A 24031-nucleotide genomic window follows, 5' to 3' on the forward strand; every position below is an offset into this window, starting at 1 on the left:
GGTGGTTGCCGGTCCGGCTGCCGACGAAGACGCCGACCCGGCGGCCGTGCAGTTCCTCGTCGGTGTATCCGGCGTCGCGGACACACTCGACGGCGACCTCCAGCGTCTTGCGCACCAGCGGGTCGAGTTGCCGCGCCGTCTCGTCGTCGAAGCCGAAGTAGGCCGGGTCGAACAGGGCTGCGTCGTCGAGGAAGCCGCCCCACCGGCTCTGGCTGAGCCCTGGGCCGCCACCCGGCCGATAGAGTGCCGTGACATCCCACCGGTCCGGCGGCACGTCGCCGACCATGTCCCGCCCGGCGAGCAGTGCCTGCCACAGTTGTCCCGGGTCGGCGGCACCGGGCAGCCGGCAACCCATCCCGATCACCGCGATCCGCACCGGCGCGCCGGGTGGGACGGGCGTGGGTGCGGACACCACGGCCGGAGGGGCCGCCGGGGGGCGCGTGCTGCGGGTGGTGAGGGCCCGGGCGAGCCCGGCCAGCGTCGGATGTTCCTGGAGCAGGCTGGGGTCCACGGCGTCGCGGACCGCCACCTCGAGGTCGCGGACCAGTTCGGCCATCAGCAGCGAGTCCACGCCCAGGTCGACGAGGTTCGTTTCGGGTCGCAGAAGGGAGCGTTCGGTGCGGGTCGTCCGGGCCACCACGTCGAGCAGCCAGTCGATGTCGTCCGGCCTCGGTGCGTCCCCCGGGTCGAGGACCGGTGCCGGCTGCGGCGGGGCGGCGGGGCGGGGCGCGCGGAGGAACTCGTCGGCCGGTACGCCCGCACGACGGGTCAGGCAGGGCAACAGGACCGGCTCGTCCGGTACCCGCACCGCCAGGTCGAACAGGCGTAGCGCCTCCGCCTCGTCCAGGTCGGGAATGCCGAGGTCGCTCCCGGCACTGGTGTGCCGCTCCCCCATTCCGATGCCCCGCCAGAGCGGGAACCGCAGCGACCGGACCAGGCACCGGGGTTCGTCGGCGTGCGCCTCGGCGAAGTCGTCGAGGACGCCGTTGGCGGCGGCGTAGTCGAGGTGCCCCCCGGCCAGTCGGGGAGACGAGGCGGCGATCGACGAGAACAGCACCAGCAGCCGCGGCAGCCGGCCACCGAGCGCCGCCCAGAGTGTCTCCACGGCGAGTTTCGGCCGGAGCACGTCGGCTGTCTCATCCCGGGTCCGGGTCAGGAACGACTGTGGTGCGTGCATCACCCCCGCGCAGTGGATGACCGTCGTGAGGTCGCCTGCGGTGCCCCGTACCCGGTTCATCAGTCGACGTAGCGATGTCACGTCGTCCAGCGGATGGGTGTGGACGGAGAGCGTCACGCCCCGGTCGGTGAGCGCCAGCAGTTGGGTCAGGCGGGCGCGCAGCAGCGGATCGGTCGACCCGGCGGCGGCGAGGGACACCCAACGGCTGCGGACGGGCAGCGGGGAGCGACCGATCAGGACGAGGTGTCGTGCGCCCCGATCGGCCAGGTGGGCGGCGAGGCGCAGGCCGATCGCGCCGGTGCCTCCGGTGATCAGGACGGCACCCTCGTCCAGGTTGGTCAGCGGGTCGGGGTCGGTGGGTCGGGCGAATCCGACCACGCGGCGCTGCCGGCGGGATCCGAGGTACCGGATCTCGGTCTCGCGGTCGTCGGCCGCACGCTCGGCCGCGACGGCGGTGGCCAGGTCGTTCCGGTCGCCGTCGACCCGGACGGTGCGGGAGACGACCATGGGCAGCTCTCCGGAGAGGGCACGGTAGAAGCCGGCCAGCACCGACCGGTGGGCGCCGCTGACGTGCAGGCAGCGCAGTCCGGTACGCGGAAGCCGGCCGAGCACCTCACGCAGCAGCTCGATCCGCTCGCCGACCAGCGCGCCCGGCTCGCTCCAGTCGACCAGGTCGGCGACCCCGGTCAGGCCGTCCACGGCGGGCAACGGGTCACCGGGCCGGTGTGCGACGGCGTCGTCGCCGAACAGGGCCGGTGCCAGGTCCGGGTCCGTCGTGACGACCAGGAGGCGGCCCTGCGGGGCGACCGTGGGCGGTGGCGCGTCCCGCCAGAGCGCGGTCAGGAACTCGGGCGTCGCGGTGGGCGCGGCCCAGTGCTGGTCCCGGCGGAACGGGTAGGTCGGTAAGGAGACCACGGGTGCGGCGGGCACCGGGCCTTCGACCGGGGCGTCACCGGCGGGCGGCTCGGCGTCGAGGACGGCGGCGAGTCCGTCCGCCAGCTCGCCGAGGTCAGCCGCCGTGACGGCGACCCGGCAGGGCAGCGCGGCACGCCCGGTGCGCATCGTCCGGGCGATCGAGGCCAACGGGGGCGCCTGGGGCGACCGGATCACGTTCAGCAGCGCGGCGACCGCTTCCCGCAGGGCCTGCGGGGTTCGGGCCGACACCGGCACCGTCACCCGGCCGGTGGGCGGCGCGTCGGCGGTGGGCGGTGCCTCCTCCAGGACCACGTGGGCGTTCGTACCGCCCATCCCGAACGAGCTGACCCCGGCCCGGCGGGGGCCGCCGCCGGGCGGGGGCTCCCAGGCGGCGCGGTGCACCTGGAGGCGTAGTGGCGATCCGGCCAGGTCGATCATCCGGTTGGTCCGGCGGACGTTGCGGGTGGCGGGAAGGGTCCGGTGGTGCATCGCCAGGATGACCTTGATCATTCCGGCGATGCCGGCGGCGGCCTCCAGGTGACCGATGTTGGTCTTGACGGAGCCGATCCCGCAGTGCGGTAGCTGCGGCATCGGCTGCGGGCTGCGCGCGTACAACCGGCGGAAGGCCGTCACCATGGCCGAGACCTCGATCGGGTCGCCCAGCCGGGTGCCGGTGCCGTGTGCCTCCAGGTAGCCGACGGTCGTAGGGTCGACGCCGGCCATGGTGTACGCGCTGACCAGCAGGTCGGCCTGGGCGTCCGGGTTGGGCGCGGTGAACGACTGGGCCTGGCCGCCGTGGTTGACCGCGACCTCGCGGATCACCGCGTGCACCCGGTCCCCGTCGGCCAGTGCCCGGTCGAGGGGCTTGAGCAGCAGCGCACACGCCCCCTCGCCGCGGACGTAGCCGTCGGCGGCGTCGTCGAACGTGTGGCACCGCCCCCGTGGGCTCAGTACACCGGCCCGCTGGTACGCGGCATGCCGTCCCGGGTCGCACAGCACGTTCACCCCACCGGCGAAGGCCTGGTCGCAGACGCCGGCCCGCAGCGCCGCGACGGCGTTGGCGACCGCGATCAGCGACGACGAGCAGAGCGTGTCCACCGCGACGCTCGGGCCGCGCAGACCCAGGGCGTAGGAGACACGGTTGGCCACCAGCGACGGTGAGACCGCCACACTCAGGTGCGGCTCGTCGCGCCCGGCGTGTTCGGCCAGGACGGCGGCGTAGTCGGAGTGGCACACGCCGGTGTAGACGCCGGTCCGGCTGCCCGCGAGCGTGGTGGGGTCCTGTCCGGCGTCCTCGGCCGTCGCCCAGGTCACCTCGAGCATGAGCCGTTGCTGCGGGTCCATGAGCGCGGCCTCACGGGGGCTGACGGCGAAGAACTCGTGGTCGAAGCGGCGGATGTCGTCGAGCAGCGCCGCCCGCCCCACCAGTCCGGGATGGGCGGCGGTGTCCCAGCGGTCGGTCGGGATGTCGCGGATCGCGTCCTCGTCCCGGCCGAGCAGGTCCCACAGCTCCGCGACGCTCGCCGCACCGGGGAAGCGCCCTGCCATGCCGATCACCGCGATCGGGGCGGTGCTCTGCGGCTGCGGCACGGTCGTGACGGCGGCGATCGGCTCCGGGTCGCGGTCCTCGCCGCGGATCACCCGCGCCATGGCGGCGACGGTGAATGCCTGGAACATGGCGCTGGGATCGATCCGCAGACCGTGCTCGCCCTCAGCCAGCGCCACGACCTCGGCCAGCGCGACACTGTCCAGGCCGTACCGGCGTAGGTCGTCGTCGGCGGCCAGGGTGCCGGCGGGCCGGTCCAACGCCCGTTCGAGCAGGGGCAGCAGCAGCGCGTCCAGGTTGGTCGTCTCGGGGCCGGTGTCCGCCGGCAGGGCGGCGGGACCGGTGGCGGCGACGTGGTCGCCCCAGAGGCTGCCGAACACGCTGCCACCGCGCAGCACCTTCACGGTCTCGATCCGGGCCAGCGGCCTGCCGTCCCGCTCACGTAGCAGGGTCGAGGCCAGCACCGCCCGGTGGCCGCGTTCGAGCCGAAGGTCGTCGAGCCGGTACCGCACCGCGTCCTCGGCCCCGCAGTTCGCCAGGTACACGATGTCGCGGCTGACGGTGGCGGCGGCCGTGGCCCACTCGCCGCCGGGTGCCAGCGAGTGCAGGTACCGGCGCTCGCCGTGGTCGTTGATGTGCGGGTACGACGCGAAGTAGAGCAGGCCGAGGGCGTTGACGTCCACGACCGGATTGAGTTCGTAACGCTCGGTGTGCAGGCCGGATCCACCCGGCTCCCGCCCACCGTGCGTCTGGAAGTCGTGCAGAAAGTCGAGCTGGTCGGCGGTCGGCTCGCGCACCGGCAGGCAGCCGGGCACCTGTGGCACGCCGGGGACCAGCCAGTTGCGGTCCGAACGGCGGACGAAGACGGTGAGCAACCGGACGTCGACGTGCGCCGTCCCGGTGGTGAAGCGGATGTCGGACAGGAAACGGCGGTCGTCCAGCCTGGTCAGTTGGCCGGTCATCTCGCCCTCGTCCAGCTCGGCGAACGAGGCGAAGGAGGCGCTCGCGGTGTGCCGGACCCGGACGAAGGCGGGGAGCAGTCGTGTGCCGTCGGAGTCGGCGAGCTTGGTCACCGAGGTGCCGAAGTGCTCGCCGATCAGGGACCAGTGCAGGTCGCCGCACTCGCGTAACAGCCAGTTCTCGGAGAGACCGCCGGTGGCGAGCGTCGGCAGGCCCAGGATGACGTGTCGGGCCGTCATGACGGGGTGCCGGGAAGCCGGTGGCTCGGAAGCTGTGGCCAGCCGTACGGCTGCCCGCTAGATCCGCCTCTCTCGTGAAATAGACGTCCAGAAGTGGCCAGAGCGCGGCTCAAAAGATCACCCCGTGTCATCGACTGCTCTCGGAACGTAGCCCATGGGGCACCGTCCGTCGATAGATGCACGTGATTACTTGGCAGCCCGCCCGCCACGACCCGGGGCCGTCCCGGGTCACCCCGACCCCGCCGATCCCCCAGTACAGGCCGGGGTTCGCCGCACCCGCAACAGCGGGACCGAACATCAAGCCCAGAGATCGTTAAGTACTGTTATTGCGATATAAGTCACACTAGACAACCCCGGCTGGGCATGACCACCGGGCCCGTGAAACAACCGGTCGATCCGTCCCACCAAGCGGACAGGGTGCGCTCACGTTCCGGGAAAGCCCCCGCCGTAGCAGGGCTGCGGCGGGACGGGGAGTGCCGAACGACGACCACGTCCGCTCGCCGCCCGGTGGACACCGTCATCCCACCGGGCGGCGCCGGTCCGCTCCCTCCCGGGCATCCGGGGCGGTGTGGACCGGGTGACGTCGAGCGTCACCGGGTTACCGGCTCCTCTTCGGACACGACCAGCACGTACCAGCCGGCCGACCGGTTCAGCAGTCCGGCGTCGACGAGGAGGCGCCGGAGGGTGACCGCGTCGAGCACGCCCTCGGTGCACCACGACCGCAGGCGGTCGGTCACGACCCGCTCGTCGTACCGCTCGTCGGGGGCGAAGCTCTGCCCCGCCACGTGCCGCAGCACCGTCCGCCGGGCATCGTCCTCCTCCGGCAGCCGGACGACGACGTTGCCCCGGACGAAGCCGCGCAACCCCGGATCCGGCTGATCGGCGACGGCCCGCTCCTCCTGCCGTCGGGCCGCCGTCGCCGCCGCCCCGGCAAGGGTCTCCCCCGCCAACGCGAGCCGCCCGGGGCCGTCCATCCGGAGCAACCCGGCCCGCAGGAGCTGTCCGATCGCCGGGGCCGCCTGCTGCCCCGTGAGCCCGGTGGCGGCCAGGATCTCGGTCGAGGTGGCCGCGCCGAGGGTGACGGCGGCGAAGACCTGACGTACGGCGGAGTCGGCGAGCAGCAGTGCAAGCTCTTCAGGGGTCATCGAATTCCCTCCCGGGTGCCGGCCGGCACCTCAGCGGCCCCGGCGACGGAGCATGTCGTCGAGATCGCTGGAGACGGAGTTCAGCTCCGTGCAGTCCGCACCCAACTCCCGTACGGCGGCGGCGGCCGACCGCTCCGCCTTGCCGAAGATCGCGGCCTCACCGTCGTCGGGAGCACCCGAGACCAGACACCGGAAGGTGAACGTGCGCAGTGACCGCTCGTAGGTCACCGTGCCCTCCGACGTGAAGCGGGCGGAGAAGAGGTCGTGGTCGTCGGCCCGGGCGAGCAGCGCGGCGCGTTGCCCGTCGGTGAGCGGGGCGAACTTGCCACGGACGATGACCTTGTAGGTGTTGCTGCTCATGACTGCGGATCTCCCCATCAGAGGGTGGGCCGGTCGACCGGTCGACCGGAGCCGGCCGGCAGGGACGAACGGGGCGCGGACGGTTCCGCCGGTGCCCGGCGGCGGCTCCACCGGACCAGCGGCCCGTCCGGGGACAGGCGGTCGACCGGCCGGGTTCGCGTCCCGCCGACCATGCCGGGAGTGCGGGCGCTCCGGCCCCGGATACAGCACCATATCCTAATACGGTGCTGTATCTGAAAGCCCGATGTTACCTCCTGGCAAATCGTGATCTTTCGCGATTTCGGCTGTCGCCGGCGGCCCCACGTCCCGCAAAATTGGCCAGGTGTTGATTCGGTACCTCCTCTCCCACGCCCTGTCCCTGCTGGGCAACTCCATGGCCGCGATCGCCCTGCCCTGGCTCGTGCTGGTACGCACCGGGGACCCGGCGGCAGCCGGGGTGATCGCGGCGGTGAGCGCACTGCCCATGCTGCTCGCCGCGGTGGCCGGCGGGCTGGTCATCGACCGCTTCGGTCGCCGCCGGACGTCGATCTGGGCCGACCTCGCCTCGGCGGTGGCGGTGGCCGCGCTCCCTGTCGTCGACCAGGTCACGGGGCTCACCGTCGGCTGGTTCGTGGTGCTCGGGGTCGCGGGCGCGCTGCTCGACGTGCCGGGCATGACGGCGCGCGAATCCCTGGTGCCGGACGTCGCGACGGCGGCGGGGGTCGGCCTGGAACGGCTGGCGGGCCTGCGCGAGGGGATCAACGGCGTGGTCCTGGTCGTCGGCCCGGCCGCCGCCGGCGGCCTGCTCATCCTCTTCGACCCCACCACGGTCCTCTGGGTCACCGCGGCGTGTTCGGCGGCGGCGGCCCTGACCACGTTCACCCTCCCGGCCCGGCTGGGTCGAGGTTCGGGTGAGGCGGGCGGCGGGATCCGGACCGAGTTGCTCAAGGGCTTCCGGATCCTCGGCGGCGACCGGGTGCTCGCCGCGATGACCTTCGTGGTGACGATCAGCGTCCTCGTGCTGGCCCCGCTCCAGAACCTCCTGCTCCCCGTGTACCTCGTCGGCCGCGACTCGCCCGGCGGCTTCGGTCTGATGGTGGCCTTCCTCGCCGTGGGGGGCATCGGTGGGTCGATCGTGTACTCGATCGCCGGGGCGGGCCTGTCCCGGCGTACGGTTTTCGTCGTCGCACAACTGCTCACCGCGGCGGGTACCGTGGGTCTGGCCCTGCTACCACCGGTCCCCGTGCTGCTCGCCGCCGCCGCGCTGGCCGGCTTCGGCGCAGGGCCCATGCAGGCCCTGGCCCTGGTGTTGGTCACCGAACGCATCCCGGAGCGCTACCGGGGCCGGGTCCTGGGCCTCCAGAACGCCGCCACGACCACGGCGGTTCCGGTCGGTACGCTGGTCGCCGGCCTGCTGATCAGTGGCATCGGCCTGCGCGAGACGGGTGTCCTGCTCGCCGTGGCCTGGGGGGTGGTCGCCGCCTTCGCCCTGCTGGTGCCGGCGCTGCGCCGGCTGGAACCGCCGGGCGACGCACGGCAGACGGCGGACCCTGCCGTCGACCGGGAACCGACGGTGGAGAGCGCGTCGTCGGTCGACTGACGCGCGCTGCCGGCCCCGGGCAGGGGCCGGCAGTTCGCCGGTCAGGGGAAGGCGAAGCGCGAGAGGTGTCCGACGCCACGCGAGACCGGCAGCTTCGCCAGCACCTTGGTGTCGAGCAGCAGTCGCAGCCGCAGGCCCAGAGGCAGCCGTCGGTGGTCGTCCGGGTCGGCGGTGTCGTACGCCCTGACCGACTCGACCAACCGCAGGCCCGGGACGTCCTGCGGCACCTCGCGCGGGTCGTCGATGCCCCAGCGCATCTGCGCGCCGGTCTGTCGCATCACCGGTAACGGCCCGCTCAGGCGCACGGTGGCCCGGGAGTACGAGTCGAAGGCGATCTCGCCGCCGAGTGGGAACCGGGCCACGATGGTGCGCAGCATCCGCGGGCCGTCCTCGGCGCCGAGGTACATGGCCAGCCCTTCACCGAGCACCAGCACCGGCCGGTCGGTCGGGATCTCCGTCAGCCAGCTCTCCTCGACCACCGAGGCGCCGAGGGTTCGGCAGCCCGGACGCGCGGGATAGAGCTCGTCCCGCAGGGCGATGACCTCGGGTTGGTCGATGTCGAACCACCGCACCCCGGGACCGGGGGCGAGCCGTTGCGCCCGCCCGTCGAGGCCACAGCCCAGATGCAGCACGGTGGCCTCGGGGTGGGCGTCGAGGAACCGCCGGGTCCAGCGGTCGAAGAACCGCGTGCGGAGGGCGATACCGACAGCGGTCGCCGGTTGGATCTGCAACTTCGCGAAGTCGTAGTCCAGCCTGTCGAGGATCCCGGCGGCGGTGTGGTCACCGAGCATCGGGTGCGGTGAGCGGGCGTCGACGGCCCGCGCGCAGAGGGTGGCGAGCGTCGTCTCCGCCGCTCCGGTCAGCGATACCTTCATTCCACAGCCCCAGTCGGGTGGACGCGGGTCCCATGGCACGGGTGGACGGTGCGGCGGGGGGCCGGCAGTGGCGGCGCACCCGGTGTGGATCTCCGGCCGCAGGTCGATGCTATCGATGCCGGCTACGGCAGGCAAGGCGGCGCTGACTTTCCGTCACCGCCCTCCGTCCTGTGTGGATCCGTTCGCCATATCCGACCGGCCTGGTGGGGCCCTCCGACACACCGGCGGACCAGGAGCCTGAGTTCCGCGGTGCCGGGATGGTCGCGGACACCCGGTGCGGTCAGCCACCGGTCGGCCAGGACCGGCCACGGGGCGCACGGGGGGATGACCTGGTGACGGAAGCGTCGGCGTCGGGCCAGCCAGCGGGCCACCGCCCGCGCCTCCGCCCCGGGGCAGTCGGCGCGGAGCACGTGCAGCGTCCCGTCCGGCACCGCCGCCTCCACCTCGGCCAGGAACGGGATCAGCCGCCGGGTCGGGCCCGACGCACCGCCCGCCGGGCCCGGCCCGGCGACGCTGTGCAGCGTCGGCGGGGCCGTCGCTGCGGCCGGGGCGGCGACGCCCGTGGCGTCGGGATGATCCACGGAGAGCACGAGGGTGCTGTCCCGACCCGCCAGGTGTACGCCGACCACGCCCCGTACGGCGGCCACGAACCCCGGATCGGTCACCAGCCGCCACGCGCGCACCCGGTCCGCCCCCAGGCCGCACTCGCGCCAGATGCGCGAGACCGTGGTCTGCGAGACACCCGTGGCGGCCGCCAGTGCGCGGGTGGTCCAGCGGTCGCCGGTGGGCGGCGGCAGGTCGAGGGTGGCGACCACCACCCGGTGTACGAGGTCGGCGCCGATCGTGCGCGGGGCACCCCGGCGTGGCTCGTCGGCGAGGCCGGCGAGCCGGTGGACGGCGAACCGGTTGCGCCACTTGCGGACGGTCTCCCGGCAGACCCCGAGTCGTTGGGCCACCTCGGCGGTGGTGTCCCCGGTGGCGCAGGCGAGGACGATGCGGGCGCGTAGCGCGAACGCGGATGTCCCGGCCGGAGTCCGGGCCAACTGCTCCAGCGCGATGCGCTCTTCGGTGGAAATGTGGTGGTCGTCGTCGGCGACAAAGGTCATGGAAGATCCCGCCAACGAACTTGAAACTCATCGGCTGAATCTCCGCACGTCGAACGTGGTTCTGGGGATGAATGATCACCGAAAGGGACTTGACGGACGCGCTGCGTAGTAGTGAACATGAGTCCAGAATGACACATCGATCGAGGTGGTGATCGGTCATCAAACCACGCAGAGTCTCACTTGTATCAATGCCGTGGAACAGCGCGACACGACCGTCCATTCAGGTGGGAATTCTACGTTCGGTGGCCGAGGCCGAGGGCTGGCAGGTCGACTCCCATTACGCCTACCTCGACTTCTATTCAATGGCTCCGCAGATTCTCGGGCTCTCCGACGACGACTGGGCCCAGGCGTACGAACTCATCGCCGAGCGGCTCTACCATCTGTCGGTCGGCGACTGGATCTTCAGCCGACGCGGTGCCGCGCCCGAGGAGCGGGCGGCCTACGTCGACCTGCTGCGTTCCAAGCGGGTCGACGAGACCAGCATCGGGGTGATCGACGCGCTGCGGGCGGTGGCCGACCGGCACGTCGCCGCCACGACCGAACGGCTGCTCGCCGCCGAGCCGCAGGTCATCGGGTTCACCAGCATGTTCAGCCAGAACGGTGCGACCCTGGCGGTGGCCGAACGACTCCGCGAGGCGGGCTACACCGGGACGATCGTGTTGGGCGGCAGCAACTGCGAGGGCTCGATGGGCCGCGCCCTGCTGGCCAACTTCCCGGCCCTGGACGCCGTGGTCGACGGGCCGGGCGAGGAGGCGCTCGCCGCCCTGCTCGCCCAGGTGGCGGCAGATCAGCCGGTGCGCTCGGCGGGCCGGCTGGTGGCGCGTGGGGAGGGGACCGCCCAGGTCGCCGAACTGGTCCCCGCCGACCGGTTGACCGTTCCCATGCCCAACTACGACGGATTCTTCGAGCAGTTGTCGACGGCCGGTCTCGACCGGCTGGAACCGGATGTTTCATTGCCGGTGGAATTCTCACGCGGCTGCTGGTGGGGTGCCAAGACACACTGCACCTTCTGTGGCCTGAACGGGGCCACGATGCGCTACCGCAGCAAGCACCCCGACTCGGTGGCCGGCGAACTCCGACACCTGATGGACCAGTACGGCGTGCTCGACTTCTTCGCGGTGGACAACATTCTCGACCTCGGCTATCTGGATACCGCCCTACCGGCGGTCGAAGAACTGCGGTCGGACCATTCCCTGTTCTTCGAGGTGAAGGCCAACATGGAGTGGGCGGACATCCGCCGGATGCGTCGGGCCGGGGTGCGTTCGGTGCAGCCGGGCATCGAGAGCCTGAGCACCGAGGGGCTGCGGGCACTGCGCAAGGGTGCCACCGCATTCCTGAACGTCCGGTTCCTGCTCGGCTGTGCCGAGTACGGGGTGCGGGCGGACTGGAACATTCTCACCGGTTATCCCGGGGAAGCCCCGGCGTCCATTCTGGCCCAGATCGATCTGGTCGCCTCCCTGTCACACCTGGTACCTCCGCACGTCACCCTGATCCGCTTCGACCGCTTCAGTCCCTACGTGGAGTCCCCGGCCGAGTACGGGCTCACGTTGACCAAACCGTTCCCCGGCTACCGCTTCGCCTACCCGGCGCTGTCCGAGTCGGACCTGTGGAACATCGCCTACCACTTCGAGGGTGAGTTCACCGACGACCCCCGCAACGTCGAGTTGCGCCGCCGGTTGGCCGCACGCATCCGACTCTGGCGCAGCCGTCACGGGGAGGCGTCCTTCACCTACCGGCTCGGCTTCGCCAACGTCGTGCTCGACGACCGGCGGCCCGGCCTGCCACCGCAGCGGGTCACCCTGAACGGGGACGCGGCCCGACTGTTCCGTGCGGTGATCGGGGGCACCCGGTTCCGGGATCTCCAGGCCCAGGGGTGGGACGGGCCACGCTGGGACGCCGCGCTCGCTCTGCTGCAGTCCTGGCAGCGGCGGCGCTGGGTGTTCATCGAGGGCACCAAGGTGATCGCCCTGGCGGTGCGCTGGCGACCCTCGGCCTACCGCACCCCGCCGGCCAAGGGCACGCCGAAGCGAGTCCGGACCCAGGTCCCGCTCACCCTCTCCAGCCCCGCCACGCGTCGCTGACGTGGTGGCGGTGGACCACCGTCCGTACGACGCCCAGAAGGGAGGAAACATGGGACCGGTTGTCGTGTTCGACTGCATGACCGCAGATTTCCTGAACGACGACCCCAACAACGCCGAGCTGAGCGAGCTGGAACTGCACGAGCTCGAGACGTGGGGGGCCTGGTCGGACGAGGCCGAGCCGACCACGTGAGTCGGCCGGCGTGAGCCGCCCAGCGGACGCGTCCTGACCTGACCGGCGGGACGCGACCAGTCGACGGGCGAGCGGGTCCGGGAGGAGGGTGATGATGACCGTGACAGCGGTGGTGACGTGCATGTTGCGCAGGGTCGAGTACCAGGCGTTCCCTGCGGAGCAGACGATCACCGTCCGGTGTACGGCCGTCGCCGACACGGCGGTGGCCCAAGGCTACGGCACTGCCGTCACCGAGGCCGTCGCACGGCGTAAGGCACTGTCCGAAGCCGTCGAGCGCATGCTCGCGTGTACTCCCTTCGCCCTGCTCGCCCGCCCGTCGACCAGCCGGGCCACCGCAGCCGACGCGCGGTCCGGCCCCGACGGTGCGCGTACGGTCCCACCGGGATGCCGGCTGCGCCGCTACCGGGCGCTCGACGGTGGATCGGACCTGGCGGTCCCGCTCTTCTGGTCCGCGCCGTGGGTGGCGGGCACGGAGTTGGCCGAGGGGACCCTCACCCCGCCCGTGGCGCGGCTGTCCAGCACGATCGGCTGGGCGGTGGCGCCGACGCCCGCCGCGGCGCTGCGGGGGGCGGTGCTGGAACTGACCGAACTCCTCGACCACGGCGCCTTCCTCTACCGGTCACTCGCCGTCGCCCCGGCCGGCCGCTCCGGTACGGCGGCGACTGACCGGGCCGAGGTGGAGACGATCCCCCTCTCCTTCGTCGGTGGTACCCCGGTGGTGCTGGTCGTGGCCCGGGCCGGCCGGCGGATGCCCGCGACGGGTCTGGGCGCGGCGCAGACCGTCGCCGCCGCCACCGAGCGCGCTCTGCTGGAACTGGCGCAGGCCGACACCATGTGGCGGGCCAACGAGACGGCGGTACCGGCCGAGCGGTACTTCCTGCGTCGCTTCGAACGCTGGCCCCTGCTGCTGCGGTGCGCCACCCTCGACTTCGAACCGGTCCCGGCCCCCGTCCCCGGCCGGGCTCCCGAAGCACCCGAGCGGGAGTTGGCGGCCGCCGGTGTGCGGGTCTGGGCCGACACCGGGGAGCTGGAGGTCAGCGCGCCCGAACTACCGACCACCCGGCTGCACTTCGCGCACGCCGTCTCCCGACCACAGCCGCTCCTGGGCCTCGTCCGCGCGGGCGTTCCCGTCTTCGACATGGGAGAAGTGAGGAAGATCCTTGACGACCGAGTACGCAGACAACGACCTCTTGACCGCCGTCCTGCAGGGCGGGGCACAACGCGATGACGTCCCACCGGAACGGGAGACGCCCATCGGCACCGCCCTCACCGCCGTGCGCGACTGGCTGACCGCCGAGCGGCTCACACCCGACATCCGCAGGTACGGCCCGGACACCGCACCCACCTACGAGGTACGCCTGCACGACGCCGACGGCGTGCTCTGTTCCCGCAGCTCCGGCAAGGGCCTCGGCCACCGGAGCCTGGCGAGCGCCCTGTTCGAGAGCGCCGAGCACTACCACCTGGACTGGCGGCGCGACGCGGGCGCCGGCTGGAGTGGCTTCATGTCCGGCCGGGCGGTGGCCGAGCAACCCACCGCGCGCCGTTCGGCGCTGCTGCGGCGGCTGGGTGGGATCATGCCGGACGCCTCGGTCTTCACCCGCGACTACGTTCCGGTCGCCACCGCCCTCGGGCAGGACGGCGGCAGCTCCCACCGCCAGCCGGTGTTCCTCCGTGACGGGGGCTACCAGAACTGGCCGCATCCGCAGGACGACGGGGCCTTCCGTCCGCTGTGGCACTACACCTCGAGCGCCGGCTACGCCGCCGGTACCACTCTCCACGAGGCGTTGGTCCATGCGATCAACGAGGTCATCGAGCGGGACGCGTGGTCCTGTCAACTCGCCCGCAGCTACTTCGGCATGGGTGAGCCCGGCCTGGTGGTGGTCGATCCGGCGACGCTCACGACGGAGCTGCGGGCCCTGGCCGACGACGTGGAGGAGCTGACCGGCGCGCCGATCCTCATCGTGTCGATCGCCTGCGACACCGGGGTGCCCGCCTACGTGGTCTGCGACGGCAGCGCCGACGAGGTGATCCGTCTCATCGGCAGCGGCGCCTCGCCGGTGCGCGCCTACGCCGTCCAACGCGCGTTGCTGGAGTATCTCCAGGTACGCACCATGTTCCAGCACGGGCCGGTGAACGCCGACACCGAGGCGGGGCAGATCACCTCCGCACTGGCCCGCTATCCCCGGCACCTGGCCGCCGCCCGCTTCGACGTCCGCACGTTGCCCCGACGCACCGTGCCCTTCCGTCCCGAGGACGGGTTGCCCGTCGAGGCCACGCCCGAGCAGCTGCTCCGCCATCTGGTCGATCAGCTGGCCGCGGTCGGGGTGCACGCCTACCACCGGGTGCTCACCCGACCCGGGTCCATCACCGTGGTCGACGTGGTGGCCCCGGGGCTCGAACTGCTGGACAAGGCACGTGCGGGTTACCCGGTGCTGCCGACCGGTCGGCTCGGTGCGGCGATGGCCGGGCAGGGAGGCGCGCGGCCATGAGACTCGTCCTCGTCGCGCCCCCGTGGAACAGCCTCTACCGGCCGTCCATCCAGGTCGCCTCGCTGATCGCGTTGGCCGCCAGGTCCGGGGGTGGTCCCGTGACCGCCGAGTACATCTACCTGGACTGGTTCGAGTTCGCCGTCAAGGAGCTGGACTGCGAGCCGGCACGGTTCGCCGCCGTCTACGACACCATCGGCGAGGAACTCTACGGCCTCGGCGTGGGTGACTGGATCTTCGGGCGCGGCCTGCCCGCGGCGCGCGACGAGGACGAGGAGGCCGCCCGTGCCGAGTACGCCGGGTTCCTACGCGCCCGCGGTGTTTCCGCCGAGTTGGTGGACCTCGTGCTGGCGATGCGCGCCAGCGCGCCCCGGTTCGTCGCCGACACCGCCGACCGGCTCCTGGACACCGGTGCCCAGGGGTTCGGATTCACCACCTCGTTCAGCCAACTGGTGCCCGCCCTGGCGGTCGGCCGCGCCATCAAGGACCGGGCCCCCGACCGGCTGGTCTTCCTCGGCGGTGCCAACTGCGACCGGCCGATGGGTGAGGCGGTCATGCGCGCCTACCCGTTCGTGGACCTGGTCGTGCAGGGTGAGGGGGAGGCCGCGGTCGCCGCGCTGTGCGCGGCCGAGGACCCGACCGTGCCGATCTCGGCGCCGGGGGTGGTGACCCGCGCCGGCACCCGGCTGGTGGTCAGCACGCCGGTGGTGCAGTCGGTCGACGCCGTGCCGGTGCCCCGCTACGACGACTACTTCCGCCGGCTGGCGGAGCTTCCCTGCAGCGAGCTGATCCGTCCCCACGTGGCGCTGCCGTTCCAGATGTCGCGCGGCTGCTGGTGGGGCGAGAAGATGCACTGCACGTTCTGTGGCGAGAACGGCAGCGGCATGCCGTACCGCAGCAAGCCGGGCCGGCAGCTGGTGCACACCCTGCGCGAGCTGACCGAGCGGCAGGGGGTGCTCGACACGTATGCGGTGGACACCATCCTCGCCAAGGACGACAACGGACTGGTCGAGCTGGCCGAGGCCGAGGTGGACGTGACCACCTTCTTCGAGGTCAAGGCGAACCTGGGACCCAGGGCGCTCGGGCAGCTCCGGGCGGCCGGGGTGATGACCGTGCAGCCGGGCATCGAGAGCCTCAGCACCGGGTCGCTGAAGCTGCTCCGCAAGGGTGCCACCGCCTTCCACAATCTGCGTTTCCTGGTGCTCTGCCGCGAGCTGGGTATCGAGGTCGGCTGGAACCTGCTCTCGGCGATGCCCGGGGAGCAGGCGGAGATGCTGGAGGAACAGCTTCGGCTGATCCCCTTCCTGTCGCACCTGGACCCGCCGTCCACGGTGAGCAAGGTTCGCGTCGACCGCTACAGCCCCTACTTCGAGAGGCCGGAGGAGTTCGGGATCGAGCTGCGCGGGCCCGAGGCGAAGTACCGCTTCGTCCACCCGGGCGAGGACGTGGACCGGGCGACGCTCGCCTACTCGTTCGACCACGACGAGCCGGACGCCACCGACGGCGCGCTGCTGCTGACCCTGCGCCGGCGGCTGGGCGCCCGGGTCGGGCTGTGGAAGAAACTGCACCCGCAGAGCCGCTTCACCTACCGCCTCGGCCCCACCGTCACCGCGGTCCACGACCACCGTCCGCACGTCGGACGGGGCCGGGAGGTGCTGCGGGGCTGGGAGAACGTCCTGTTCCGTGGGCTGACGCACGGGGGTCGGATCACCGGGTCGGTGGCGGCGGCCGTCGAGGCGGGTGCCACACCGGAGCAGGCCCACGAGAAGCTGACCGAGTGGTCCGTCCGCGGCTGGGTGTTCCTGGAGGCACCGCAGGGTCTGGTGCTGGCCGTACACGACAGCGGGCGCGACGAGCTGGGCCGGGCGATGGCCTTGGGAGGGCGTAGTGCAGCAGCGTGACCTGGAACGGTTCGAGACCACCTCCGCCGACGGCGCCCGGTTGCACGGCATGCGCAGGCCGGGGACGGGGACACCGGTGGTGCTGGTGCACGGGGTGGCGATGGACTGGCGGATCTGGGCCGACTCGGGGTTCCTCGACGCTCTTCCCGACGCCGACCTGCTCGCCCTCGACCTGCGGGGGCGCGGGGCCAGCGAACGCGTCGGCCTGCCGCAACGGCACGGTATCGACAGGCACGTCGAGGACGTCCGGGCGGTGATGGACCTCTTCGGGCACCCCGAGTACACGGTGTTCGGTGTCTACTTCGGCGGGCGGACGGCCCTGCGGGTCGCCGCCGACGATTCGAGGGTCACCCGGGCGTACTCCTTCTGCGCGCACGCCGAGGAGGTGGAACTCCCCGACGACGCGGTCGAGCATGAGGCGGCGGCGATCGAGGCCCCCGACGGACACCGCTACCTGACCGACCACTTCCACCGGGTCGGCGCGCCGGACTGGATGGTCGACGCGTGCCGTCGGGTCGACCTGCCGGAGCTGGCGGCGGTCACCCGCGGCCTGTGGTACGGCTCGGCCCGCGCCGTCCAGCGGCGGAACCCCGGCCAGGATCTCGTGCTCATCACCGCCGAGGGCGACCCCGAACGTGACGTCTTCACCGCGGGTGAGCGCCGCCTCGGTGCCCGGATCTGGTTGGTCGACAGCCCCACCCGGGTGCGGGCTGCCCACCGCCTCGCCGAGGTGGGAGCGCGCGTGGCGACCGAGACCGCCGGGTACGCCGCTGGTACGGGTGCCCGATGACTCCCAGCCAGGACGCGCAGTGGCGGCTGCGGGTCGGCCTGCTGCCCGCGGGCGATCCGCAGGCCGACGCGCTGCGGGCCCTCGCGACCCGGCCCCGCGCCCACCACATTCCCGCCGTCGCGCCGGTCGGGCCGGACACCGGCCGCCCCGGACCGGTACGGGATCTGGTGGTCGAGGACGGAGTCCTGGTGCACGGGCCGCCCGGTGACGGACCGGCCCGGTGGTACGCCCTGCCGGGCTTCGTGGACGCGCACGCGCACGTGTCGTCGTCCGGTGACCTGGTCGGTCTGCTCACCCACGGCGTGACGTCGTACCGCCAGATGTGGGGCGAGCCCGCGCACCGCTACGCGGCGGGCGTGCACCGGGCCCGGACCGCCGTGGTGCCCCGCGCCTGGGTCAGCACGGCCGTGGTCGACGGCCCGACCACCCGGGTGCCGGGCGGGGCGATGGTGGTGGACGACCGGCACTCGGCCGACCACGTGCTCAACGAGGCTCTCGGCTTCGGCTTCGACGGCATCAAGGTCTATGACGACGTGGAACCCGCCTGGTTCGCGGCGATCACCGCCGCAGCCGACCGGGTGGGTCTCCCGGTGGTCGGACACGCCCCCGAACGGGTGCCGATCGCCGAGGCGCAGGCCGCGATGTGGTCCACCGAACATCTCTACGGTCTGGTGCCCAACATCTTCCGGCTTCCCGGTGACCGGCGGTGGCAGGTCCTTTCCGCCGCTCTCGACCGGGTGGAGGCGGAGGGCGCCGCCCGGGTCGAGGGGTACGCCGGGCGTTTCGTCTGTCCCACCCTGGTCACGTGGCGGGCGTTGACCGGCGAGCGGCGGTGGACGCGTCCCTCGCCCACGGCCCTGGCGCTGGCCGACGCGGGTCGGACGCAGGCCTGGACCGCGGCCGCCCGCGCGGCCATCGGTCTCGACCGCGCCGCGGCAGCCGAGCGTGGGGCGCTGGTGGACCGGCTCGGTGGCCTGGTCCGTGCCGTCGCCGGGGCGGGGGCACGCGTGCTGGTCGGCACCGACTGCGGCAACCCGTTCGTGGTGGCGGGTCCGTCGTTCCACAAGGAACTGGCCGAGTTGTCCCGCGCGGGGCTCCCCTTCGCCGCGGTGCTGCAGGCGGCCACCGGGGCGGCCCACGCCGCGATGCGCCGGGGCCCGGCCGCGACCACCGAGGCTGATCTGGTGCTCTACCGGCGGCTGCCGACCACGGTGGCCGACCTGGCCCGTCCCGACGCCGTCCTGGTCGACGGCGTCCTGCTCGACGCCGGGGATCTCGACGAACTCTGGTCCCTGCGACTGACCACCGCCGGGCTGAACGCCGGGGTCTGGCCCCGGGGCGGGCTCGACCCGGTGCCCGCCCTACCACGGGAGAAGGAGAGATCTGGTGCAGGCTGACAGGTGCCCGGTCACCGGGGCCACCGCCGCGACGGCGGGGGAATCGGTCGACTTCGACTTCTTCGCCGCGCCGCAGGCGTACCGGCGCGTCGCGGCGGAACACGCCCGCGACGGCGCGTTCCACAGCTCGCACGGCGGCAGCTTCTGGGCCCTGTCCACCTACGAGGGGATCTGCGCCGCGTTCCGCGACGAGGACACCTTCAGCGTGTCCCGGGTCAGCGCCGCCGAGGGTGCCGAGGACGAGCGCTGGATCCCCCTGACGATCCAGGGTCGTGCCCACAACGAGTGGCGGCGGCACCTGGCGGCCTGGTTCACCCCGCAACGGGCCCGGGATCTGACCCCCGTGATCCGGGCGAACGCGCGGCGGCGTATCGAGGCGTTCGTCGACCGGGGCGAGGTTTCCTTCTCCGACGAGTTCGCCCGCCCGTACGTGCTGGAGAATCTGATGCTGGCGGTCGGGTGGCCGCGGGCGGACCTCGATCACCTGCTCGCCATCAACGTGGCGATGATCCGGTCCCGGGAGGCGCCGGACCCACGTCAGGCGTTCAACGCCGAGACCGCGTTCCCCGCGCTCCAGGAGTACGTGCGGCGGCACGTGGCGCGGCGTCGTGCGGAGCCGGTCGAGGCGGACCTGACCACTGCCACCTTCGATTGGGACATCGACGGTTCCCCGGTCAGCGACGCCGACCGGGAATCGCTGCTCACGGTCCTCTTCCTGGCCGGGGTCGACTCCACCGTCAACCACATGGCCAACGGCATCCAGCATCTCGCCCACCACCCGGGGGACCGGCACCGGTTCCTGCGCGAGCCGCAGATCCGGCCGGCCGCGGTGGAGGAGTTCCTGAGGGTGAACTCCTGCATGTATCCCGGTCGGCTGGCCACCCGGGAGGGTGCGGGCGGGGTCGCCTCCCGGGGCGACACGGTGCTGCTGCCGCTGGCCCTGGCGAACTACGACCCGGCGGTCTTCCCGGATCCGGAGCGGGTCGACTTCGACCGGACGCAGAATCCGCACATCGCCTTCGGTACCGGTCACCACCAGTGTCTCGGTGCCGCCTACGCCCGCGCGCAGATCCTCACCGCCTGGGAGGAGTGGCACGAGATGATCCCCGACTACCGGCTGCCCGAGCCGACGGTGGAACCACCCTTCCTCCGTAACGTCTACGACCTGCGCATCATCTGGTGATGACGTGATGAGCGACGCTGGCCGCGCGGCACTCGTCTCGATGCCCTGGAACAACGTCCACCGCCCGTCGATCCAGATCGGCACCCTGCGGGCGGTGGCCGAGGCGGAGGGCTGGGAGGTGGTCTCCGACTACGCGTACCTCAGCTTCTACGCCCTGGCCGGACGGATGCTCGGCCTGTCCCCGGACGACTGGGCGGCGGCCTACACGCGGGTCGCCGAGGGCCTCTACCACCTGTCGGTCGGCGACTGGGTGTACGCCCGGCGGGCCGCCGGTGACGCCGAGCGCGCCGCCTACTACACGCTGCTGCGGGAGCGGGGGATCACCGGGCGGGAGATCGCGTTGGTCGACGCGTTGCGCGCGGTCGCCGACCGGCACGTGGTCGAGACCGCCGAGGGGCTGCTCCGGGCGGCGCCGCAGGTCATCGGGTTCACCACGACGTTCAGCCAGAACGGCCCGACACTCGCGGTCGCGGAACGGCTACGTGCGCAGGGGTACACCGGGACCATCGTGCTCGGCGGCAGCAACTGCGAGGGGCCGATGGGCCGTACCCTGCTGGCGAAGTTCCCGGCGGTCGACGCCGTGGTGGACGGGCCGGGCGAGGACGCCTTCGTCGCGTTGCTGCGGCAGGTCGCGGCGGGTGGTCCGCTCGCGGCGGCCGGCCGACTGGTGGTGCGAGGGCAGGACGCCGCGTCCACGTCCCGGGCGTTGCCGGCCCGGCGCAGCACCGCGCAGCTCGTGGTGCCCCGGCCCAACTACGACGGCTTCTTCGAGCAGCTGCGGGAGGTCGGTCTGCATGCTCTGGAGCCCGACATCACGCTTCCGGTGGAGTTCTCCCGGGGCTGCTGGTGGGGGGCGAAGACGCACTGCACGTTCTGCGGGCTCAACGGTGCCACCATGGAGTTCCGCAGCAAGCACCCGGACTCGGTGGCCGAGGAACTGCACCACCTGATGGACCGGTACGGGGTGCTCGACTTCTTCGCCGTGGACAACATCCTCGACCTGGGCTACCTGGAGACGGCGCTGCCCCGGGTGGAGCAGATGCGCACGGACCACTCGCTCTTCTTCGAGGTGAAGGCGAACATGGACTGGGCGCAGATCCGGGCGATCCGGCGGGCCGGGGTGCGTTCGGTCCAGCCCGGGATCGAAAGCCTCAGCACCGAGGGACTGCGGGCGTTGAAGAAGGGCGCCACCGCGATGCAGAACGTCCGGTTCCTGCTGGGCTGCGCGGAGTTCGGGGTGCTGCCGGTGTGGAACATTCTCACCGGCTATCCCGGGGAGACCCCCGCGTCCCTGCTGTCCCAGCTCAACCTCGTGGCTTCGCTGACCCACCTGGAACCGCCCGACGCGGACATCCTCGCCGTGCACTTCGACCGGTTCAGCCCGTACGTGGAACGGCCCGGGTCGTTCGGGTTGACCCTGTCGCGTCCCTTCCCCGGTTACCGGTTCGCCTATCCGGGGCTCTCCGACGAGGAACTCTGGGACATCGCGTACCACTTCGAGGGTGACTTCCACGACGACGCGCGCAACGAGGAGCTGCGCCACCGGCTGGCCGCCCGGGTGCGGCTGTGGAAGGCGCACCGGCACACCGCCCGTTTCACCTACCGGCTCGGCTTCAGCTCGGTCGTCCTCGACGAGCAGCGGCCGGGCCTGCCGGCGGGTCAGACGGTCCTCACCGGTGACGAGGCCCTGCTGTTCCGTGCCCTGATCGGGGGTACCCGCTTCCGCGACCTGCAGGCCCGGCACTGGTCCGGCACACGCTGGGAGCCGACACTGGAGTTGCTGCACGCCTGGCAGCGCCGACGTTGGGTGTTCATCGAGGGGGCCAAGGTGATCGCCCTGGCGGTGCGGCACCGTCCCTCGGCGTACCGCACACCACCGGCGCAGAGCACTCCCCGCCGGGCCCGGACGCAGACACCCGTCGTGTTGGAGACGCCGACGGTCCGGGGCTGAGTCGACGGCGGTGGCACCGGCGGTTCGACCGGTGTGACGCGGTGCGACTGCTAGGTTATCGACAGTGGACAGATTCGGGAGAGGTCCGGCCGTGGTGACCGGCCCGCCCGACGACGCAGAGGTGAGGTGTCCGGTGCCCCCGGCCGACGAAGAGCCGCAGACCGACTCCGCTGACCGTCCGCCGTCCTGCGGGGACATCGTCGGCCTGCTGGCCGAGCCGGCCCGGCGGTCGGCGTTCGCCGCGCTCGTGCTCGGGGCGCGCACCGTGGGGTCGGTGTCCGAGCAGACCGGGCTCACCCCCAAGGCCACCGCGGGCGCCCTGCGCCGGCTGGTGGACGGCAGGATCGTCGCCGAGGACCGGGCCACCAACACGTACGCCCTGGTGGACGACGCCTTCCGCCGTGCGGTCCAGGCCGAGGTCCGGGTTGCCGGCCGCAGTGGCGGGGACGGCGCGGGAGCCTACTTCCGTCGTGGCCGCATCACCGCCATTCCCGCAGACGCCGAGGTGCGGGCCCGGGTGCTGGCCGTGGTGGTCGACACCTTCTCCCCCGGGGAGGTCTATCCCGAGGCCCGGGTCAACGCCCTGTGCGGCGAGTGGTTCGACGACTGGGTGGCCCTGCGTCGTGCCCTGGTGGACGAGGGGCTGCTCACGCGCAACCAGGCCGGCACCGCCTACGAGCGCGCCTGACCCGTGCCGGGCGTGAGCGTGACCCCGGTCGCCGATGCCCGGCCCGCCGACGTGGTGGCCCTGCCCTGGCACCACGGCACCCGCCCGGGGACGTTCGCCCTCCGTCGCGGGTTCACCGGCCGCGCCGGTCAGGTCGTCGCCGAACCGGGCCCGGACGGTCGGACGGTGCTGCTCAACGTCGGTCTGGGCCCCGCCGGGGCAGCGACCCCGGCGACCTTCCGCCGGGCGGCGGCCGCTGCCGTCCGGGCCGCCGGCCCGGCCCGTACCCTGCGGCTGGACCTCGCCGAGACGACGGAGGGCCCGATGTCCGCGGGTGCCCGTGCCCGCGCGGTGGCCGAGGGTGCGGTGCTGGCCGCCTACCGCTACGACCGCCACCGCCGCGGTGCTGCTCCGCCCCTGGGTGAGATCACCATCCGCACCGCGCACCCCGGTGCGGTGGCCGAGGGTGTCGCGGTCGCCGATGCCGTCTGCCTCGCGCGGGATCTGGTGAACAGCCCCGGCGGTGAACTGGGTCCGACGGAGTTCGGTCGGCGGGTCGCCGGCCTCGCCGGTGGTGCGCTGTCCTGTGTCGTGCACCGTGGCGAGGCGCTGCACACCCTGGGCATGGCGGGTCTGCTGGCGGTGGCCCGAGGTTCGGCCGAGCCGCCGTGTCTGGTGGAGCTCCGGTACGACCCTCCGACGCCCGGACGAAGCGTCACCCTGGTGGGCAAGGGGATCACCTTCGACTCGGGTGGGCTCTGCCTGAAGAGCCCACCCGAGATGCGGGCGATGAAGGCCGACATGGGCGGGGCCGCAGCCGTCGTCGGTGCGGTCTGCGCCGTGGCCGCCCTGCGTCTGCCGGTGGGGCTGCGGGCGCTGCTCCCGCTCGCCGAGAACATGCCCGGCCCGGCGGCCCTGCGTCCGGGGGACGTCGTCCGGCACGCCGACGGGACGACCACGGAGGTCCTGAACACCGACAACGAGGGCCGGGTGGTGCTGGCCGACGCTCTGCTGCTGGCCCGCGACCCTGCCCCGGACGTCCTGATCGACGTGGCGACCCTGACGGCGGCGGTGCCGCACGTGCTCGGGGCCCGCGCGGCGGCCTACTTCGCCCGGGACGATTCGCTGGCCGCCGAGGTGTCGGCCGCCGCCGCCCGGTCCGACGAGCTGTTCTGGCGTCTCCCGCTGTGGGAGTCCGAGCGGCGTCACCTCAGATCGTCGGTGGCGGACCGGGTGAACGCCGCCTTCCGTCCTGGCGACGCGATCCAGGCGGCGCTCTTCCTCCGGGAGTTCGTGGGGCCACGGCTCCCCTGGGTCCACGTCGACCTCGGGGCAGCCGCGTTCAACGACGAGGCCCCCTACGACGAGATCCCGCACGGGGGCACGGGCTTCGGCGTACGGACCCTGGTGGAGTTTCTGCGCGGTCCGCGGTAGGGGCCCCGTCCCCGGTCGGTGTTGTTCGCCCACAGGGTCGGCCCGGCAC

At 72.6% G+C, this 24031-nt stretch carries 17 protein-coding genes (1 of these 17 running past the window's edge); 12 read left to right on the forward strand and 5 right to left on the reverse strand.

Annotated elements, in window-relative coordinates; genetic code table 11:
- The 3 genes from ACN265_RS18415 to ACN265_RS18425 all read right to left on the reverse strand — a co-directional run.
- Positions 1 to 4837, reverse strand: the start of a protein-coding gene (locus ACN265_RS18415; protein WP_421408693.1) for an SDR family NAD(P)-dependent oxidoreductase. The gene continues 14015 nt to the left of window position 1, outside the view; 4837 of the gene's 18852 nt are visible here — the first part of the coding sequence; it begins with the start codon at positions 4835 to 4837; the stop codon falls past the left edge of the window.
- Between the two features lie 590 nt (positions 4838 to 5427).
- Positions 5428 to 5982 carry a DUF2087 domain-containing protein gene (locus ACN265_RS18420; RefSeq protein ID WP_421408694.1) on the reverse strand — a complete coding sequence of 185 codons (555 nt, stop codon included), beginning with the start codon at positions 5980 to 5982 and terminating at the stop codon, positions 5428 to 5430.
- A 30-nt stretch (positions 5983 to 6012) separates the two neighbouring features.
- Positions 6013 to 6342: a DUF6204 family protein gene (locus tag ACN265_RS18425; protein WP_357927358.1), complete on the reverse strand. Its 330-nt coding sequence runs from the start codon at positions 6340 to 6342 to the stop codon at positions 6013 to 6015.
- A gap of 322 nt (positions 6343 to 6664) precedes the next feature.
- Here ACN265_RS18425 and ACN265_RS18430 point away from each other — a divergent pair, with 322 nt between their 5' ends.
- Positions 6665 to 7921 carry an MFS transporter gene (locus ACN265_RS18430; protein WP_421408695.1) on the forward strand — a complete coding sequence of 419 codons (1257 nt, stop codon included), beginning with the start codon at positions 6665 to 6667 and terminating at the stop codon, positions 7919 to 7921.
- A gap of 41 nt (positions 7922 to 7962) precedes the next feature.
- Here the strand turns inward: ACN265_RS18430 and ACN265_RS18435 are convergent, their stop codons facing one another.
- On the reverse strand, positions 7963 to 8796 hold the full coding sequence (locus ACN265_RS18435) for a class I SAM-dependent methyltransferase (protein WP_421408696.1): 834 nt from the start codon (positions 8794 to 8796) through the stop codon (positions 7963 to 7965).
- Positions 8797 to 8918: 122 nt separating this feature from the next.
- A complete protein-coding gene (locus ACN265_RS18440) occupies positions 8919 to 9902 on the reverse strand; it encodes a helix-turn-helix domain-containing protein (RefSeq protein WP_421408697.1) in 984 nt (327 codons plus the stop codon).
- Between the two features lie 224 nt (positions 9903 to 10126).
- Here ACN265_RS18440 and ACN265_RS18445 point away from each other — a divergent pair, with 224 nt between their 5' ends.
- The 11 genes from ACN265_RS18445 (at position 10127) to ACN265_RS18495 (ending at position 23982) form a co-directional block, all read left to right on the forward strand.
- A complete protein-coding gene (locus ACN265_RS18445; RefSeq protein ID WP_421408698.1) occupies positions 10127 to 11983 on the forward strand; it encodes a RiPP maturation radical SAM C-methyltransferase in 1857 nt (618 codons plus the stop codon).
- Between the two features lie 49 nt (positions 11984 to 12032).
- Positions 12033 to 12173: a bottromycin family RiPP peptide gene (botA, locus tag ACN265_RS18450; RefSeq protein ID WP_204925177.1), complete on the forward strand. Its 141-nt coding sequence runs from the start codon at positions 12033 to 12035 to the stop codon at positions 12171 to 12173.
- Between the two features lie 94 nt (positions 12174 to 12267).
- Positions 12268 to 13401, forward strand: a complete 1134-nt coding sequence (locus ACN265_RS18455) for a hypothetical protein (RefSeq protein WP_421408699.1) — start codon at positions 12268 to 12270, stop codon at positions 13399 to 13401.
- Positions 13334 to 14662, forward strand: coding sequence for a YcaO-like family protein (locus tag ACN265_RS18460; RefSeq protein ID WP_421408700.1), 1329 nt, complete (start codon positions 13334 to 13336; stop codon positions 14660 to 14662). Before ACN265_RS18455 ends, ACN265_RS18460 begins: the two co-directional genes overlap by 68 nt.
- Positions 14659 to 16560 carry a RiPP maturation radical SAM C-methyltransferase gene (locus tag ACN265_RS18465; protein ID WP_421408701.1) on the forward strand — a complete coding sequence of 634 codons (1902 nt, stop codon included), beginning with the start codon at positions 14659 to 14661 and terminating at the stop codon, positions 16558 to 16560. Before ACN265_RS18460 ends, ACN265_RS18465 begins: the two co-directional genes overlap by 4 nt.
- Complete coding sequence (locus tag ACN265_RS18470) at positions 16547 to 17350, forward strand: alpha/beta fold hydrolase (RefSeq protein ID WP_421408702.1); 804 nt, start codon at positions 16547 to 16549, stop codon at positions 17348 to 17350. Before ACN265_RS18465 ends, ACN265_RS18470 begins: the two co-directional genes overlap by 14 nt.
- Positions 17347 to 18747, forward strand: a complete 1401-nt coding sequence (locus ACN265_RS18475; protein WP_421408703.1) for a hypothetical protein — start codon at positions 17347 to 17349, stop codon at positions 18745 to 18747. Before ACN265_RS18470 ends, ACN265_RS18475 begins: the two co-directional genes overlap by 4 nt.
- Positions 18737 to 19930: a cytochrome P450 gene (locus ACN265_RS18480; RefSeq protein ID WP_420117891.1), complete on the forward strand. Its 1194-nt coding sequence runs from the start codon at positions 18737 to 18739 to the stop codon at positions 19928 to 19930. Before ACN265_RS18475 ends, ACN265_RS18480 begins: the two co-directional genes overlap by 11 nt.
- Before the next feature lie 7 nt (positions 19931 to 19937).
- Complete coding sequence (locus ACN265_RS18485) at positions 19938 to 21881, forward strand: RiPP maturation radical SAM C-methyltransferase (RefSeq protein WP_421408704.1); 1944 nt, start codon at positions 19938 to 19940, stop codon at positions 21879 to 21881.
- 133 nt (positions 21882 to 22014) lie between these two features.
- Complete coding sequence (locus ACN265_RS18490) at positions 22015 to 22569, forward strand: DUF2087 domain-containing protein (protein ID WP_204925185.1); 555 nt, start codon at positions 22015 to 22017, stop codon at positions 22567 to 22569.
- Positions 22570 to 22581: 12 nt separating this feature from the next.
- The gene (locus ACN265_RS18495; RefSeq protein ID WP_421408705.1) at positions 22582 to 23982 is read left to right on the forward strand and encodes a leucyl aminopeptidase family protein; all 1401 of its coding nucleotides are present in this window, start codon (positions 22582 to 22584) and stop codon (positions 23980 to 23982) included.
- Positions 23983 to 24031: the final 49 nt, after the last annotated feature.

It is taken from the genome of Micromonospora sp. WMMD730, from assembly GCF_049178955.1.
GTDB lineage: Bacteria > Actinomycetota > Actinomycetes > Mycobacteriales > Micromonosporaceae > Micromonospora > Micromonospora wenchangensis.